The organism is Acidimicrobiales bacterium, assembly GCA_035316325.1.
Classification (GTDB): Bacteria; Actinomycetota; Acidimicrobiia; order Acidimicrobiales; family VFJN01; genus DASXTK01.
Genome location: DATHJB010000075.1, coordinates 1 through 15,814, shown reverse-complemented (window position 1 = coordinate 15,814; position 15,814 = coordinate 1). Strand labels below are relative to the sequence as shown.

Sequence of the window (15,814 nt, the reverse complement as noted above, 5' to 3'; positions counted from 1 at the left end):
GCTGGTGGGAGCGGTGGTGTGGCCCGCTCAGGCCCAGCCGAGCTCGTCGAGGCGATCGTCGTCGATGCCGAAGTGGTGGGCCAGCTCGTGCACCACCGTGATGCCCACCTGGCGGACGACCTCGTCCTCGTCGTCGGCCATGGCGCAGATCGGCCGCCGGAAGATCGTCACCCGGTCGGGCATCACGAGCTCGCCGGTGCCGTACCAGCCGTCGCGATCGGTCAGCGGGATGCCGTCGTAGCGGCCCAGCAGGGTGCCGTCGACCGGCCCGTCCTCCACGACGACCACCACGTTGTCGACGAGCCGGGCCAGCTCGTCGGGGATGCCGTCGAGGGCGTCGGCCACCAGCTCCTCGAACCGGTCCACCGGCACGTCGATCACGACCCGGCACTCTAGGGACCACGTAGGGTCATGGAGCAGATGGTGGAGAGCGGCACAGGCGACGACCTCCTGTACGACCTCGACGCCTCGCAGCGCCGGGCCGTCGTGTCGCCGGCGCGCCCGCTGGCGATCCTGGCGCCGGCGGGGTCGGGCAAGACCCGGGTGCTCACCCGGCGGATCGCCTGGCGCATCGCCACCGAGGACGCCGAGGCCAGCCATGTCCTCGCCCTCACCTTCACCCGCAAGGCGGCCGGCGAGCTGCGCGACCGGCTGCGGCGGCTCGGCCTTCGCGACGGCGTGGCGGCCGGCACCTTCCACGCCATCGCCTACGCCCAGCTGCGCTCCCACTGGAGCGACCACAACCGCCGCGCCCCCGACCTGCTCACCCGCAAGGCCCGGCTCCTGGGCCCGGTGCTGCGGGGTCGCACCGGCGAGCTGAGCCCCGTGGCGCTGGCGGGCGAGATCGAGTGGGCCAAGGCCCGGCTGCTGGGCCCTGGAGAGTACGCCGAGGGCGTCGTGGCCGCCCGCCGTCGCACGCCCGCCACGCCCGAGAAGGTGGCGGGCCACTACGCCCGCTACGAGGAGCTGAAGCACGAGCAGAACCTGGTCGACTTCGACGACCTGCTGAAGCTGTGCGGCGACGCCCTCCTCGGCGACGCCACGTTCGCGGCGGCGCAGCGCTGGCGGTTCCGGCACCTGTTCGTCGACGAGTTCCAGGACGTCAACCCGCTGCAGCTGCGGCTGCTCGACGCCTGGAGGGGCAGCCACCTCGACCTCACCGTCGTCGGCGACCCGCAGCAGGCGATCTACGGCTGGAACGGCGCCGACGCCGGCTTCCTGGAGGACTTCCAGGGCCGCTACGCGTCGGCCGAGGTGATCGCCCTGGGCCACAACTACCGGTCGACGCCGCAGATCCTGGCCGCGGCGGCGTCGGTGCTGCGGGCGGCCAAGCTCGACGGCCGCCCGGTGCACGCCACCCAGGGCGAGGGAGCGGCGCCCCGGCTGGTCCGCTACCCCAACGACGTCGACGAGGCCAAGGGGGTCGCCCGGGCGCTGCGCGACAGCCGGGCGCCGCACACGGCCTGGTCCGACCAGGCGGTGCTGGTCCGCACCCACGCCCAGGTCGCGCTGATCACCGAGGGGCTCCGGGCCGTCGGCATCCCCTACCAGGTGAGGGGCGGCGACGCGCTCCTGAAGAAGCCCGCCACGCAGACCGCGCTCGACTTCCTCCGGGTGAACGCTCGACCCCTGGTGGCCTGCCTGCCGGACCTGGAGGCGATGGTGGACGACCACCGCGTCGGCCCCGACTCCGGCTCCGGCTCGGGCAACGACGGCGGCGACGTCGACCCGACGCAGGTGGACATCGTCCAGCTCGCCCGAGACCACCTCCGCCTCGACCCCATGGCCTCGGCCTCGGGGTTCTTCACCTGGCTGATCGCCACCCTGCAGTCCGAGGGGGGTGAGTCCCGCCGCGACGCCGTCACCGTCGCCACCTTCCACGCCGCCAAGGGCCTGGAGTGGCCGGTGGTGCACCTGGCCGGTCTGGAGGACGGGTTCGTGCCCATCACCCACGCCCGCACCACCGCTCAGCGGGCCGAGGAGGCACGGCTGCTGTACGTCGCCATGACCCGGGCCGTCGACGTGCTGCACTGCAGCTGGGCGGGCCAGCGGACGTTCAACGCCAAGGTGCTCGATCGCCGGGTGTCCCCGTGGGTGGGCGACCTGGCGAGCGGTGCGGCGGCTCCCGAGACGGCGCAGAAGCCCGACTGGCGGACGCACCTGGCGGAGCAGAAGGCGCTGCTGCAGGACCGCCGCCGCGTGGCCGACCCGGTGTTGACCGCGCTCCAGGACTGGCGCGAGGAGGCGGCCCGTGCCGCCCGGGTGAGCCCCACCGCCGTGCTGGACGACCACGTGCTCGCCGCCGTCGCCGCCGCCCGGCCCGGCGACCAGGAGGAGCTGGCGGCCGTCCTGGGCGTCGGCGGGATGTTCGCCACCAGCCGGGTGGGCGAGGGCCTGCTGACCGCGCTCGCCGCCCTGCACCATGCGAACTCTCGTTCCGCTTGACCCTGGCGGTGTGAAGCGCGACACATGGTCCATGGGTGACCCACTGTCCTTCATGAGCGAAGACGGCTGGCCTTACCCGGACGACGACGATGTCGCCGAGCAGGTCGAACCCGTCGATCTGCGTTACGAAGCCGACGACGACCTGGTGGCGCTGCACGCGCTCCCCCGCCACGTCGTCCTCGACCTCACCGACGACGAGCGGGCCGTGATCGTCCGCCGGTTCGGGTTCGACGGCCAACCGCCGTGCTCGCTCACCGAGATCCACGACCAGCTCGGCAGGCCGCGCCGCGAGATCCGCGAGATCCTCCTCGGCGGCATCACCAAGCTCCGCACCGAGCTCGGCTGACCTTCGGGGCGACCACGTAACCTTCCCGCCAGGCGGGTGAACGCGAGCGAGAGGGGGCGTGCGATGCCGTACGAGGTGCGTGGAGTGGTCGCCCGGGCCAAGGGTGAGCCGGTGGCGGTCGAGATGATCCTGGTGCCGGACCCCGGGCCGGGCGAGGCCCTCGTCGACGTCGCCGCCTGCGGCGTGTGCCACACCGACCTGCACTACCGCGAGGGCGGCATCAACGACGACTTCCCCTTCCTGCTGGGCCACGAGGCGTCCGGCGTGGTGGCCGCGGTGGGCGACGGCGTGACCGACGTGGCACCCGGCGACTTCGTCGTCCTCAACTGGCGGGCCGTCTGCGGCCAGTGCCGGGCCTGCCTGAGGAGCAGGCCGCACCTGTGCTTCGCCACCCACAACGCCACGCAGAAGATGACGCTGGCCGACGGCACGCCGCTGTCGCCGGCGCTGGGCATCGGGGCGTTCGCCGACAAGACGCTGGTCGCCGCCGGCCAGTGCACGAAGGTCGACCCGACGGTGTCCCCGAGTGTGGCGGGCCTGCTGGGCTGCGGCGTGATGGCCGGCCTCGGCGCCGCCCTGCACACGGGCAACGTGCAGCGGGGCGACTCGGTGGCCGTGTTCGGCTGCGGCGGGGTGGGCGATGCCGCCATCGCCGGGGCCAAGCTGGCCGGCGCCACCACGATCGTCGCCGTCGACCGCGACCCCCGGAAGCTCGAGTGGGCGAAGGCCTTCGGCGCCACCCACCTGGTCGACGCCTCCAGCGAGGACGCGGTCGCCGCCGTGCAGGAGGCGACCGGCGGCTTCGGCGCCGACGTGTGCATCGAGGCCGTGGGCCACCCGTCGGTGCTGGAGCAGGCCTTCTACGCCCGCGACCTGGCCGGCACCGTCGTCCAGGTGGGCGTCCCCACGCCCGACATGCGCTTCCCCGACATCCCGATGATCGACTTCTTCGGCCGGGGCGGCGCCCTGAAGCCGAGCTGGTACGGCGACTGCCTGCCCAGCCGCGACTTCCCGCTCCTCGTCGACCTGCACCTGCAGGGCCGCCTGCCGCTCGACGCCTTCGTGAGCGAGACGCTCGGGCTCGGCGACGTCGAGGCGGCGTTCGCCAAGATGGAGCGCGGCGAGGTCCTCCGCAGCGTCGTGGTGCTGTCGGACTAGGACCTGGAGACGGACGCCGGCCGGCTCAGGCGGTGTCGCTGGCGGGGAGGGACTCGAGGAGGCGCTCGACCATGAGGGTGGCCTGGTCGGGGGTCAGGCCCAGCTCGCCGATCGCCTCCCGGTAGCGGCGCAGCGCCCGCTGGGCGGACAGACCGAAGCCCGCGGCCCGGTGGGCGGCGACGACCAGGCGGTGCGCGGCCTCCAGCCACGGGTCGATGGCCAGCGCCTGCTCGGCCAGCACCTGCGCCTCGTCGAAGCGGCCCCGGGCCATCAGCAGCTCGCCCGCCCGCGTCGCCACGGTGGTGAAGCGCCGCCGTCGCTGCTCGAAGGCGGCGACGGCCCACTGGTCGGAGAGCAGCTCCGTGGGCTCGCCCCGCCACAGCTCGACCGCGTGCAGGGCGCGGTCGAGGGCCACCGCCGGCGAACCCCGCTGGTCGGCCTGGGCCGACGCCCGGCACAGGTCGTCGAACTCCCACAGGTCGACGGTCAGCCAGTCGCCGGCGTGGAGGCTGACGTTGCCACCGTGCTGGCGGACGAAGAACGAGGCGTCGCGCGGCCCGCGCTCGGGCTCCAACACCCGCAACAGGTACGTGAGGGTCACCCGCAGGTTGCGGGACTGCGCATCGGGGTCGAGTGCGGGCCACAGGTCGTCGGCGAGCTGGCCCCGGCTGACCGTCCCCTGCACGGCGAGGTAGGCCAGCAGCGAGCGCACCCGCTCACGCCGCCACGCCGGGGAGCGGACCGGGGCGTCGTCCTCGTGGAGCTCGACGGCGCCGAGCAGGCGCAGCCGGCGCACGACGGTCGGCGGCAGGGGGAGGTGGCCGAGCACCTCCCGGGCGGTCTTGCGCAGCTGCCCCTTGCCCCGACGCTGCGCCAGCGCGGCGACGGTGCCACGAGCGTCGGGCCAGGTGGCGTCGAGCAGCCCCCAGCCGTCGGCGCGGCCCTCCGCGAGGGCGGCGACACCCAGCTCGGCAGCCCACGCCGGCGGCAGGTGGGCCCGGACGACCGCTGCGTCCTCCAGCGACGGCGTGCCGGGCGGGAGGCGACGACCCTCGCGCACCGCGACCACCGCCTGCGCCAGGCTGCGGCCGAGCTGCCAGGCCGGCCCGAGCTCGGCGTCGTCCCACGTCGGCCGGGTGGCGGGCACCAGCACGTAGAGCAGGGCGACGTGGCGCCGCTGCGCCGCGACCGGGAGGCCCACGCCGATCGGGTACCGGTCGACGAGCTCGGTGAGGGTGGCCGACGCCGCCGCCTCGTCGTCGCGGGCCACGGCGACGGTGGCCTCGGCGACCGACAGGTTGGTGTCGACCAGCGGGGCACCGCGCAGCAGGGTGGCCGTCGTCCGGACCTGGTCGAGGAAGCGCTCCGCCCGGTCGACGTCGCCGTTGAGGGCGTGGACCATGCTGCACTGCGCCCCGATGAGCGCCGTGCTGTTGCGGTAGCCCGACTCGCTCACGACCTCCAGCAGGCCGGGCAGGGCCTCGACCACCTCGTCGAGGCGCCCCTGGTACCAGAGGGCCTGCAGGCGGGTGCCCTCGGCGAGCGGCGCGTGCAGCGACCCGGTGTAGGTCAGCGCCTTCTCCGACGCCGCCTCCGCCTCGGCGGCGTGGCCGAGCTGCAGGTGGGCGATGGCCCGGGTCCAGTTGACCAGGCCCTGCCAGGGCTCGTTCAGCGACCCGGCGGGGATGCGGTCGAGCTCGGTGAGCGTGTTGCGGCTGTCGTCGGCGATGTCGTAGATGAGCGCCCGGCCGAGCGACGCGAACGGCACGGCTGCGTCGACGCCCTCGGCCTCGAGCTCGAAGGCCCGCGACGCCACCGTGGCGAGCCGCGCCGGGTCGTCCGACCACCAGGCCACCTGGCCGAGCTGCACGAGGCAGGCCAGCTCGCCGGTGGTCTCACCCTGCTCGCGGAAGGCGGCGGCACAGTCGGCGAAGTCCTCCCAGGCGCCGCCCAGGTCGCCCTCGACGGCGGCGACCGCGGCCAGCAGGCGCCCGCTGGGCCGCGCCCGGACGTCGGGCGGCAGCAGCTTGAACCACTCCTCCAGAACGTCACGGGCCACCGGCGGGTGCGCCGCCCCGAGCGCCTCGACGATGGCGTGACCGACGTCGTCCCACGCCTCGGCGTCGACCAGGAGCCGGACGGCGCCGTCGATCCGCCCGCTCTCCAGGAAGCCGAGGCCCGCCCGACGCCGGGCGTCGGCGACCTCGCCGGGCGTCGCCTCGTTGGCCAGCAGCGACCGCAGGAGGCCGTGGAGTGAGTGCTCGCCGTCGGCCAGGCGGCTGACCAGCGGCAGACCCTCCACGAGCGCCGCGGCGTCGGCGTCGGGGCCGAGGACGGCCCGGGCCAGCTCGTCGTCGAACGGCCCGAGGTGCGAGAGCAGGGCCAGGTCGTGGCGGCGCTGGGGCGACAGCTCGGCCAGCACCTCCTGGCCGATGTAGTCGCCGGCGGTGTTCGAGCGGGCGTCGACCGACAGCTCGGCGAGCGCCGGCCAGCCTCCGCTGCCGGCCACCTTCGCGGGGCTGACGTGGCGCAGGGTGGCGAACTCGGTCAGCTCGGCCTCGGTGAACGTCAGCTCGTCCTCGCCGACGCGGGTCACGCGGCCCTCGACCTCCATGCGCGCGAGCGGCAGCGGCGGCGGCGTGCGGCCCGCCAGCACCACGTGGGCGTTCTCGGGCAGGAGGCTCACGACGCTGGCCAGCAGCGAGGCCGCGTCCGAGCCGGGGAGCAGCTCGTGCACGTCGTCGAGCACCAGGGCGACCTGTTGGGGCGACCGGCGCCACAGGGCCTCGACGACCGCGGTGGCCACGTCGGTGGTGTGCGTGGTGGCGTCCACCGACCGGCAGAGGGCCTCACCCAGCGCCGACACGGTGGCGAGGCCCGGCTCGCACGTCAGCCAGCAGTCGATCCCCATCGGCGCCTCGGCGTTCTCCGCCACCGCCTGCGCCAGCAGGGTGGTCTTCCCGTAGCCCGCCGGGGCCGTCACGACGGTCACGGGGACGAACCAGCGCTGTCGCAGCTGGTGGAGGAGCCTTCCCCGCACGAACGTCGCACGGTCCGCCACGGGTGGTGCCAACCGACGGTCAGACCACACCGGACCGAGCATAGGCATACCCTCTCCCACCCGTTCACGACCGCCGCCCTCGGGGACCTGCAGCACGGACGGGATCACTCGAAGCGGCGCTCGCGCTCCTTGCGGAGCTCCATCATCTTCTCGAAGTCGATGGCGATGAAGAGGCCCTCGGCCTCGGCGCAGAGGCGGTCGTCGGCGTGGACGGTTCCGTGGGTGAAGGTCTTGCGGCCCGACACCTCGACGACCCGGCCGGCGAACCGCAGCTCCTGGCGCAACGGCGTGGGGCTGCGGTAGCTGACCGTGAGGCGGCCGGTCATCCCGGGTCGGCCGCCGAGCGACTGGGCGGAGCCCAGCACCTCGTCGAACGCCGCGGCGACGAACCCGCCGTGGACGCAGCCCGGCGGGCCCTCGTAGGCGTCCCCGAACGTGGCCCGGCCGTGCATCACCGTGTCCTCCGCCCACAGCTCGATCGGCGGCGCCATGGGGTTGGCGCGGCCCAGCATCGGGCTGTGGTCGAAGAAGGCGTGCGGATCGCCGCCACCCAGCGGCGACTCGCCGAAGCCCTCGTACATCGTGCCGGCGGTCAGGTTGTCGACCTGGTCGGCCAGGGCTTCCAGCTGGTCGGCGACTGCGGCGAGCTCCTCCGCCCCGGCCCGGCTGCCGTGGAGCCGGTGGACGATCCGCCGCAGCGCGTCACCCGTGCGGTGCAGCTCCGCCCGTCGCTCCGACGGCGCCGTGGTGGCGTAGGCGTTCAGCATGCTGGTCCACTGGGCGTTGCCGGGATCGGGCCCTTGCTCGTCGTCCACGTCGCGATTCCTACTGCGTGCCCGCGCTCGCCGTCGCATCGGGCGCGCCGACGGTGAAGTCGGCCAGCACGGGCGCGTGGTCGCTGGGTTTCACGCCCTTGCGGGCGTTGCGGTCGACCACCGCCCACGTGACCTTGTCGGCCAGCGACCGGGTGGCCAGGATCAGATCGATCCGCATGCCCTGGCGCTTGTGGAAGCGGCCGGCCCGGTAGTCCCACCAGCTGTAGAGGCCCTCGACGTCCGGGTACTCGTCCCGCAGCACGTCGTGCAGGCCCCAGTCCTCCAGGGCGGCGATGGCGGCCCGCTCCTCCGGCGACACGTGGGTCTCGCCCTCGAACGCCACCGGGTCCCACAGGTCGATGTCGGTGGGCGCCACGTTCACGTCGCCGCACACCACCAGGTCGTCGTCGGGCGACGCCGTGGCCTTCAGGTGGGCCACCATCCGGCCCAGCCAGCTCAGCTTGTAGTGGTAGTGCTCGTGGCCGAGCGCCCGCCCGTTGGGGACGTACACCGAGCTCACCCGCACGCCCCCGCAGGTGGCGCTGATCAGGCGGGCCTCGGCGTCGGGCGGCTCACCGTCGGCGAAGCCGTTGAGCGGATCCTCCAGCCCGACCCGGCTGAGGATGGCGACGCCGTTCCAGCGGCCCTCACCGAAGTGGGCGCTCTCGTAGCCCCGGGCGAGCAGGTCGAGCGCCGGGAAGGCGTCGTCGCTGAGCTTGGTCTCCTGGAGGCACAGCACGTCGGGCTGGGCGTAGGTGAGGAAGTCGTGCAGGCGGTCTTGGCGTTCGGCCGTGAGCGCGGCGAGGTTCCAGGTGGCGATGCGCACAGCGGTTCAACCTACCGAGCGTTTCGCGGCCGTGGCCTTCTTGGCGGCTTTCTTGGGGACCGCCTGCTTCTTGGCAGCTTTCTTCGCAGCCGGCGCCTTGGCGGGCGCCGCCTTCTTCCGCGCCGCGGCCTTCTTCTTCGGTGGCGGGTCGACCGGCGCGGGTGCCTCGATCGGACCACCGGCGCCGTCGGCCTGGGTCGGCAGCTCGACGCCGAGGACGGCGAGGTCGACGCCGCGGCGGGTGGCGTCGACCGAGACCACCACGAAGTCGCGGGTCTCCCCCAGCCGCAGCACCTGCTTGGCGCTGCGGGGCGCCGGGTTGGCGAGGTACTTCAACGGCAGGTACGCCTGCACCGGGCCGACCCGGGCGTAGGCGCCGTGGGAGCTGAACTGCTCGACCACGGCCTGGACCAGGCTGCCGACGGGGTGGGCGCCGACGAACTCGATGAACGGCAGGGCGTCGTTGGCCGGCGCCGGCGTGCCCACGGCGGGCGCCTTGACCGGCCCGTTCTCCGCGCCGCGCGCCCGCTTGGGCGCCGGCGTCGGCGCCGGGGACTCGGCCCTCGCCGCCTTGGAGGCCTTCGTCGCCTTGGCGGCCTTGGGCTTGTCGTCCTTCGGCGGCTTGTCGGCCTTGGTGTCCTTGGTCGCCTTCGTCGCCCGCTTCGTGGCCTTGGCGACGTCAGGGGTGTCACCGGACCGCTTGGCGGCGCTGACCGAGCGGCGGCTCAGCGGTCCCCGCACCGGCGAGCGGTCCATGAACACCCAGCCGACGTGGGGCACGGGCTTGCCGCCCACCAGGCGCCCCGGGTCGAACAGCCAGTCGAACTGGCCGTGGAACTCCTGGAAGGAGTCGTTGGACAGGATGGTGGCGTCGGCCCGGTCGGCGATCTGGAGGATGAACGCGTCGCCCCGCCCGATCGCGCCGGCCGGGGGCGTGATGATCTCGCCGGCGACCGCCGCGGCCTCGTACACGTCGCGCTCGTTGCGGGCGATGCGGTTGGGGAAGGTGGCGTCGACCACCACCGTGACGATCTCGGGCCCGTACTCGCGCATGTACGCCTGCACGGCCTCGTCGAGCTGCGACAGGCTCGGGGCATCGCGACCCTCGGTGGCGATGTTCGACCCGTCGACGACTACGTGGCGTCGCACTCGGGGGGACGCATCGTGCGGCTGTTCACGTGCAGGTCGGGGCGCCATCTCGCAAGCATTGAACCAGACGGGCCGGCACGAACGGCGGACTCGCCCACCTGCGCAGTACCGTCCGCCGAATGGCTGACGTGACGACCGACGTGAGCGGCGAGGTCACCGACCTGCTGCAGCATCTGATCCGCAACGCCTGTGTGAACGACGGGACGGTCGCCAGCGGGCACGAGGTGCGCAGCGCCGACCTCCTGGCCGACTACTTCGCCGGCAGTGGGATCGACCTCGAGCGCTACGAACCGGAGCCCGGCCGGGGCAGCCTGGTCGCCCGCATCGAGGGCAGCCGCCCCGACGCGCCGGGCCTGCTGCTGATGGGCCACACCGACGTGGTCCCCGCCAACGCCGACCGCTGGCGCCACGACCCGTTCGGCGGTGACCTGATCGACGGCGAGGTCTGGGGCCGGGGCGCGGTCGACATGCTGAACCTCACCGCCTCCATGGCCGTCGCCACCCGCCGCCTCGCCGCGTCGGGCTGGAAGCCCGAGGGCACGCTGACGTACCTGGCGGTCGCCGACGAGGAGGCCCTGGGCACCTACGGCGCCGAGCACCTGGCCCGCCACGAGCTCGACGCGGTGGGCTCCGACTTCGTGATCACCGAGTCGGGCGGCATCCCCATCCGGGGCGGCGGCGGCGAGACCCGGCTGCCGGTGCTGGTGGGTGAGAAGGGCTCGTGCTGGTGCACGTTGCGGGTGAAGGGCACGCCGGGCCACGCGTCGCTCCCCTGGGCAACCGACAACGCCCTGGTCACGGCGGCCGAGGTGGTGCGCCGCATCGCCGCGTACCGCCCCGCCACCCGCATCCACGAGACCTGGCGGCGCTTCCTCGACGGCATGGACCTGCCCGACGAGATGACCGCTCCCCTGCTCGACCCCGACCGCTTCGTCGACAGCCTCGAGGGCCTGCCGGTGGGCATGGCCCGCCAGTTCCACGCCTGCACCCACGCCACGTTCGCCCCGACCGTGGCCCACGGCGGCACCAAGACCAACGTGATCCCCGACCAGGTCGACCTGCAGGTCGACATCCGCACGCTGCCCGGGCAGACGCTCCCCGACGTGCAGGCGATGCTCGACGAGGCGCTGGGCGACCTGGCGGACCGGGTGGAGATGGTGGAGTCGCACGACGACCCGTCCACCAGCTCGTCGGCCGACACGCCGCTGTGGGACACGCTCGACCGGGTCAGCAAGGTCTTCTACTCGGGCAGCCACCTGGTGCCGATGCTGAGCGTCGGGGCGACCGACGCCCGCTTCTTCCGCCGGCTGGGTGCCACCGCCTACGGCTTCGGGCTGTTCAGCGAGAAGGTGACCTTCGAGGAGTTCGGCAAGATGTTCCACGGCGACGACGAGCGCGTCGACGTGGAGTCGCTGCGCCTCTCCACCGAGCTGTGGGAGGCCGTGGCCCGCGACTTCGTGGGCGGCTGAGCCCGCCACGACCGGTCGGCGACGTCTCAGCCGGTGACCTCGAACGACGAGGCGATCTCGTCGAACTCGGCGGTGTGGCTGTCGGAGTCCGCGCTGGCGAAGTTGACCACCCACAGCTGGTCGTCGATGACCGCCGAGTACTGGACGCCCGAGGCGCCCAGCGACGGGTCGTAGTCGAACTCCACCCGCACGCCGTCGGTGCCGGCGAGCGTGAACGGCTCGTCGGCGGTGACCGTGGCCCCGATGGTGCCGATCCCCTGCTTCACCTGGGACGAGAACTCGTCGTAGCTGAGGTCGCCGGCGCCGGGCGTGCTCGTCACGTTGACGTTGACGTTGGTGACGAAGGCGTCGCCGACCTCGTCGGCGACCACGCCGTAGAAGATGATCGCCCGCGGCAGCGCCGAGGCGGACTGCTGCGCAAGGTCGGCCTTGGCCGGGTCGTCGGGGAACATCTGGCTGCCGACCTGGCTCAGGTCGCCGTGCAGCGAGCTGTACGCCCAGGAGTCGGGCATGGTGACGGAGTAGCCGCCCTCGTCGTCGACGAAGGCGCCCGGGTCGCTGGGCTCGTCGGGTTCGTCGGGGTCCTCCTCCGTCGTGTCGGAGGATTCCGTGGTCTCGGTCGTGTCGTCGGTGGCCGTGTCGTCGCCGCTGTCGGACGTGACGACCACGCCGACGATGGCGGCCACCAGTAGGACCACGGCGCCGACGAGGGCGACGATCGGCCAGCTCCGCTGGGGCGGCGGGGGCGGCGGCTCCGGGCCTCCGTAGCCCGGCTGGCCCCAGCTCGCTCCCGACGGGGAGGCTGGCGGTGGTTGCGGCGGCGGTTGCGGTGGTTGCGGCGGCGGAGCGCCGTACGGACCGCTGCCCGACGGCGGCTCACCGCCGGGGTACTGCCAACCTGAATCTGTCATCTCGGGGTCCCACTCCTGTCCGCCCGTAGGCTCGGATCCTATGTCGATTCGTGCGGTGGTCTTCGACTTCGGTGGCGTGATCGTCACCAGCCCGTTCGAGGCGTTCGCCCGCTACGAGGCCGAGAACTCCCTGCCCACGGGGCACATCCGCCGCTTGAACGCTACCAACCCGGACACCAACGCCTGGGCGCGGCTGGAGCGCAGCGAGGTCGACCTCGAGGGCTTCGTGGAGCTGTTCGAGGCCGAGGCGGAGGCCGCCGGCCACCCGGTCGACGGCCACGCCGTGCTGGGCGCCCTGTCGGGCCGGCTGCGCCCCGAGATGGTGGAGGCGCTGCGCCGCTGCCACGAGCACCTCGCCACCGCCCTGCTCACCAACAACTTCGTCCTGGGCGACCGCGGTGACGCGCCCGGACCGTTCGCCGACGTGCTCGCCCACTTCGACGTGATCGTCGAGTCGAGCCAGGTGGGCCTGCGCAAGCCCGACCCGGCCATCTACGGGCTGGTGTGCGACAAGCTGGGCGTCGACCCGACCGAGGCCGTGTTCCTCGACGACCTCGGCATCAACCTGAAGCCGGCGCGGGCCCTGGGGATGACCACCATCAAGGTGGTCGACCCCCACGAGGCGCTGCGGGAGCTGGAAGCGGTGGTCGGCTTCGACCTCGGCTGAGCCCGGGCTAGCTGGCCGGGAGCTCGACCTGGAGCTTCTCGTACTCCTCGCCGGTGTCCTCCCAGGTCTCGAACTGGATCACGCCCATCTCCTCGAACCGCCGTCGCAGCCAGGCGTCGCCGGCGTCGATCAGGCCGAGCTTGCGGCAGTTGGGCACGATCTTCGAGAACAGCATCTGCTGGAAGAGCTGGCGGCCCGGGTCGGCCTGGACCAGCGGGAGGACGTCGCGGGGGTTGATCTCCATCCGCTCCCACACCTCCTGCTGGAGGAACCGGTCGCGCATCCGGATCGCCGCCTCGAAGGCGAACTCCTGGCGCTCCCGGATCTCGGGCGTGGACAGCTCGTTGTAGAACTCCTTGAGCGACAGCACCCCGAAGGCGACGTGACGGGCCTCGTCGGCCATCACGTAGCGCAGCAGCTGCTTGAGCAGCGGGTCGGGCGTCATCTGCTGCATGAAGCCGAACGCCGCCAGGGCCAGGCCCTCGACCATGATCTGCATGCCCAGGTAGGTCATGTCCCAGCGGCTGTCGTTGATGATGTCGTCGAGCAGCATCTTCAGGTGGGCGTTGATCGGGTAGTGGCCCTCGTGCTTCTCGTCGAGGTACTTGGCGAACACCTCGACGTGCCGGGCCTCGTCCATCACCTGCGTGGCCGCGTAGTACTTCGCGTCGATCCACGGCACCGTCTCCACGATCTTCGCCGTGCACAGCAGCGCACCCTGCTCGCCGTGCATGAACTGGCTCAGGGTCCAGTTGTCGGACTCGATCGAGAAGTCGTTGAACTGCTCGTCGGTGAAGTTCTCGAACGGCGAGCCGGTGAGGTCGCCGCGCATGTCGGCGAACTGGAGCCGCTGCAGCTCGGCGTTCTTGAGCAGGTCGACCTCGGTGTCCCAGGGGAGGTCGGTCTCGCCGTTCCACTGGGAGTGCTTGGCCTTCTCGTAGAGCTTGTTGAGGGCCGGACGCTGGCCCTTCTCGTAGTCCCACGTGAAGATCGCGTCGGCGTTGTCCTGCACCGCGTGGATGGCTTCGTTCACGTCGGTGTTCGAGACCGAGAGGATCGCTTCGAGGTCGTTGATCTCGTCGCGACCAATCAGGTCCTTGTTGGTGGCGTGCTCGTCGACCGACATGGTTCCCCCGGAAGGTCCGTTGCTGCTGATAACAGCCATTATCCACGACCACGAGCAGCGTTGAAAGGGCAGTGCCCGCCTGGTTACGTGACCTTGGTCACTCAGCCGGGGGCGCGTCACCCGTCCGGGACGGCGGCGGCACGAGCCCCGGGTCGACCACCTTCACCTGCTTGCGGGGGAAGTGGCGGGCGACGTGGGCACCGGCGGGGCTGTCGGCGGTGACGTAGATCGTCTCCTCCTTGTGCTGCAGCGGCCGGACCACGTCGGCCATGTGAGCGCGACGGTCGCGGAGCCAGGGGCCGATCACGTCCTCGCCCGCGGGGCACACCGCCATGCAGTAGGCCGCCTTGTAGTCGGCCTTGAAGGAGAGGCTCTGCCACATCGACACCGTCTCGGCGTCGGTGACCCGGCTGCGGTAGTCGGCGGCGTCGTCGCTGTCGGCCACCGTCTGCACCCAGTCGACGAAGCCGCTCATGAACTCGCGGCAGTTGTGGTTGTAGCAGGCGAAGAAGTCGAACGACCCGTCGTCGGCGATGGCGCCGACCGGGCACACCGCCACGCACAGCTTGCACTCCAGGCAGGGGTTGAAGTCGATGGGGGCGTCGTAGTGCGACACCTCGGCCCGGGTGGCGACGGTGCCGAGCACGACGAAGTTGCCGAAGCGCGGGTGGATCACGTTGCGGTGGATGCCCATCTGGCCCAGCCCGGCGGCGACGGCCACCCGCTTGTGCGGTATCGACCAGGCGTGGTCGGGGAAGCGGTGCATCTCCTGCGGGAAGCCGGCCGCGGGGTTGGCCGCCCGGATGCCGCGCTTCTGCAGCGCCCGGGCGATGCGCCGGCCGACGTGGTCGACGGCGTCGTACGACGTGTGGAACTCCAGGTTGGCGGTGGCGCGGGCGGGGCTGCGCAGGTTGTCGACGTTGGAGCGCACCACGAAGCCGACGAGCGTGCGGATGCCGGGCATCAGCTCGTCGATGTAACGGCGCTCCTCGGCGAGGTCGGGGTGATCGATCGACACGAAGCCGACGTCGTCGGCGCCCGCGTCGAGGCACACCTGCCGCAGCCAGCCGGCGTCGACTGGACCGGCCTCCCCGCCCGCCGCGCCCCGCTCGCGGACCTTGCGCACGGTCGGGTGGTCGTCGTACCGGCCAGTCCGTTCCATCATAGAACGTAGGGTACTACAGTGTCGCCGTGCGCAGGAAGAGCTTCCACGACGTCAACTGCTCGATCGCCCAGTGCCTGGAGGCCGTCGGCGACTGGTGGAGCATGCTGATCGTGCGCGACGCGCTGCTGGGCGTGTCCCGCTTCGACGACTTCCAGCGACGCCTCGACATCTCCCGCAACATCCTCAACCAGCGCCTCGGCCACCTCGTCGACCAGGGCGTGCTCGAGCGGGTCGCCTACAGCGAGCACCCGCCCCGCTACGACTACCAACCCACCGCCAAGGGCCGCGACCTGTGGAACGTCACCAACGCCATGCGCCAGTGGGGCGACCGCTGGGCCGCGCCGAACGGCGCCCCGGTCGACCTGCTCCACACGACCTGCGGCCACCGCACGGAGCTGGTGCCCCACTGCGCATCCTGCGGCGAGCGGGTCCTGGGCCCCGACGTCGAGCCCCTCCCCGGCCCCGGCGCCACCGACCCCGACTTCGTCCCGGTTCGCGAGTGAGTCTCGGCGCCGGGAGCGACCTGCTCGCGCCCGCCGCCGACAGCACGACGCTGCGGGCGCTGGCGCCGGTCAGCTGAGGTCGGCGGGCGCGAGCACCCCGTCGGCCAGCGGGTTGCGCCCTCCGAGGGAACCCGAGACCGCGTAGGGGCGGAGGCGCACGAACGACCCGGCGT

At 72.6% G+C, this 15,814-nt stretch carries 14 protein-coding genes; 6 read left to right on the top strand and 8 right to left on the bottom strand.

From position 1 onward, the window contains the following. Positions 1-27: 27 nt before the first annotated feature. A complete protein-coding gene (locus tag VK611_10450; protein ID HMG41742.1) occupies positions 28-381 on the bottom strand; it encodes a metallopeptidase family protein in 354 nt (117 codons plus the stop codon). Positions 382-411: 30 nt separating this feature from the next. Between VK611_10450 and VK611_10445 the strand changes: the two genes are divergently transcribed. The 3 genes from VK611_10445 (at position 412) to VK611_10435 (ending at position 3,949) form a co-directional block, all read left to right on the top strand. Further along, on the top strand, positions 412-2,445 hold the full coding sequence (locus VK611_10445) for an ATP-dependent DNA helicase UvrD2 (protein HMG41741.1): 2,034 nt from the start codon (positions 412-414) through the stop codon (positions 2,443-2,445). Positions 2,446-2,476: 31 nt separating this feature from the next. After that, on the top strand, positions 2,477-2,791 hold the full coding sequence (locus VK611_10440) for a sigma factor-like helix-turn-helix DNA-binding protein (GenBank protein HMG41740.1): 315 nt from the start codon (positions 2,477-2,479) through the stop codon (positions 2,789-2,791). Positions 2,792-2,854: 63 nt separating this feature from the next. After that, the gene (locus VK611_10435) at positions 2,855-3,949 is read left to right on the top strand and encodes an S-(hydroxymethyl)mycothiol dehydrogenase (protein ID HMG41739.1); all 1,095 of its coding nucleotides are present in this window, start codon (positions 2,855-2,857) and stop codon (positions 3,947-3,949) included. A gap of 25 nt (positions 3,950-3,974) precedes the next feature. Here VK611_10435 and VK611_10430 read toward each other — a convergent pair whose 3' ends face one another. The 4 genes from VK611_10430 to VK611_10415 all read right to left on the bottom strand — a co-directional run bounded on the left by VK611_10430 (position 3,975) and on the right by VK611_10415 (position 9,800). Then, positions 3,975-6,989 (bottom strand): BTAD domain-containing putative transcriptional regulator, encoded by a 3,015-nt coding sequence (locus tag VK611_10430; GenBank protein HMG41738.1) that lies wholly within the window; start codon positions 6,987-6,989, stop codon positions 3,975-3,977. A 125-nt stretch (positions 6,990-7,114) separates the two neighbouring features. Beyond that, positions 7,115-7,825, bottom strand: a complete 711-nt coding sequence (locus VK611_10425) for a hotdog domain-containing protein (GenBank protein HMG41737.1) — start codon at positions 7,823-7,825, stop codon at positions 7,115-7,117. Positions 7,826-7,835: 10 nt separating this feature from the next. Beyond that, positions 7,836-8,651 (bottom strand): exodeoxyribonuclease III, encoded by an 816-nt coding sequence (locus VK611_10420; protein HMG41736.1) that lies wholly within the window; start codon positions 8,649-8,651, stop codon positions 7,836-7,838. Positions 8,652-8,657: 6 nt separating this feature from the next. After that, the gene (locus VK611_10415; protein HMG41735.1) at positions 8,658-9,800 is read right to left on the bottom strand and encodes a S1 RNA-binding domain-containing protein; all 1,143 of its coding nucleotides are present in this window, start codon (positions 9,798-9,800) and stop codon (positions 8,658-8,660) included. A gap of 119 nt (positions 9,801-9,919) precedes the next feature. Here VK611_10415 and VK611_10410 point away from each other — a divergent pair, with 119 nt between their 5' ends. Further along, complete coding sequence (locus VK611_10410) at positions 9,920-11,269, top strand: M20/M25/M40 family metallo-hydrolase (GenBank protein HMG41734.1); 1,350 nt, start codon at positions 9,920-9,922, stop codon at positions 11,267-11,269. A gap of 26 nt (positions 11,270-11,295) precedes the next feature. On the opposite strand, the gene VK611_10405 is transcribed toward VK611_10410, so the two are convergent. Further along, entirely contained in the window at positions 11,296-12,180 is an 885-nt protein-coding gene (locus VK611_10405) for a hypothetical protein (GenBank protein ID HMG41733.1), read from the bottom strand. Positions 12,181-12,220: 40 nt separating this feature from the next. On the opposite strand from VK611_10405, the gene VK611_10400 reads away from it, so the two are divergent. Then, positions 12,221-12,847 (top strand): HAD-IA family hydrolase, encoded by a 627-nt coding sequence (locus VK611_10400; GenBank protein HMG41732.1) that lies wholly within the window; start codon positions 12,221-12,223, stop codon positions 12,845-12,847. A gap of 7 nt (positions 12,848-12,854) precedes the next feature. Here VK611_10400 and VK611_10395 read toward each other — a convergent pair whose 3' ends face one another. Together VK611_10395 and VK611_10390 are read right to left on the bottom strand one after the other, a co-directional pair. Next, positions 12,855-13,973 (bottom strand): ferritin-like domain-containing protein, encoded by a 1,119-nt coding sequence (locus VK611_10395; GenBank protein HMG41731.1) that lies wholly within the window; start codon positions 13,971-13,973, stop codon positions 12,855-12,857. Between the two features lie 97 nt (positions 13,974-14,070). Continuing rightward, positions 14,071-15,138, bottom strand: coding sequence for a 4Fe-4S binding protein (locus VK611_10390; protein ID HMG41730.1), 1,068 nt, complete (start codon positions 15,136-15,138; stop codon positions 14,071-14,073). A gap of 26 nt (positions 15,139-15,164) precedes the next feature. On the opposite strand from VK611_10390, the gene VK611_10385 reads away from it, so the two are divergent. Further along, complete coding sequence (locus VK611_10385; GenBank protein ID HMG41729.1) at positions 15,165-15,641, top strand: helix-turn-helix domain-containing protein; 477 nt, start codon at positions 15,165-15,167, stop codon at positions 15,639-15,641. Positions 15,642-15,814: the final 173 nt, after the last annotated feature.

Coding starts and splice junctions, on each gene's coding strand:
- VK611_10445 (HMG41741.1), top strand. CDS start 412: ATGGAGCAGATGGTGGAGAGCGGCACAGGCGACGACCTCCTGTACGAC.
- VK611_10440 (HMG41740.1), top strand. CDS start 2,477: ATGGGTGACCCACTGTCCTTCATGAGCGAAGACGGCTGGCCTTACCCG.
- VK611_10435 (HMG41739.1), top strand. CDS start 2,855: ATGCCGTACGAGGTGCGTGGAGTGGTCGCCCGGGCCAAGGGTGAGCCG.
- VK611_10410 (HMG41734.1), top strand. CDS start 9,920: ATGGCTGACGTGACGACCGACGTGAGCGGCGAGGTCACCGACCTGCTG.
- VK611_10405 (HMG41733.1), bottom strand. CDS start 12,180: ATGACAGATTCAGGTTGGCAGTACCCCGGCGGTGAGCCGCCGTCGGGC.
- VK611_10400 (HMG41732.1), top strand. CDS start 12,221: ATGTCGATTCGTGCGGTGGTCTTCGACTTCGGTGGCGTGATCGTCACC.
- VK611_10395 (HMG41731.1), bottom strand. CDS start 13,973: ATGTCGGTCGACGAGCACGCCACCAACAAGGACCTGATTGGTCGCGAC.
- VK611_10390 (HMG41730.1), bottom strand. CDS start 15,138: ATGATGGAACGGACTGGCCGGTACGACGACCACCCGACCGTGCGCAAG.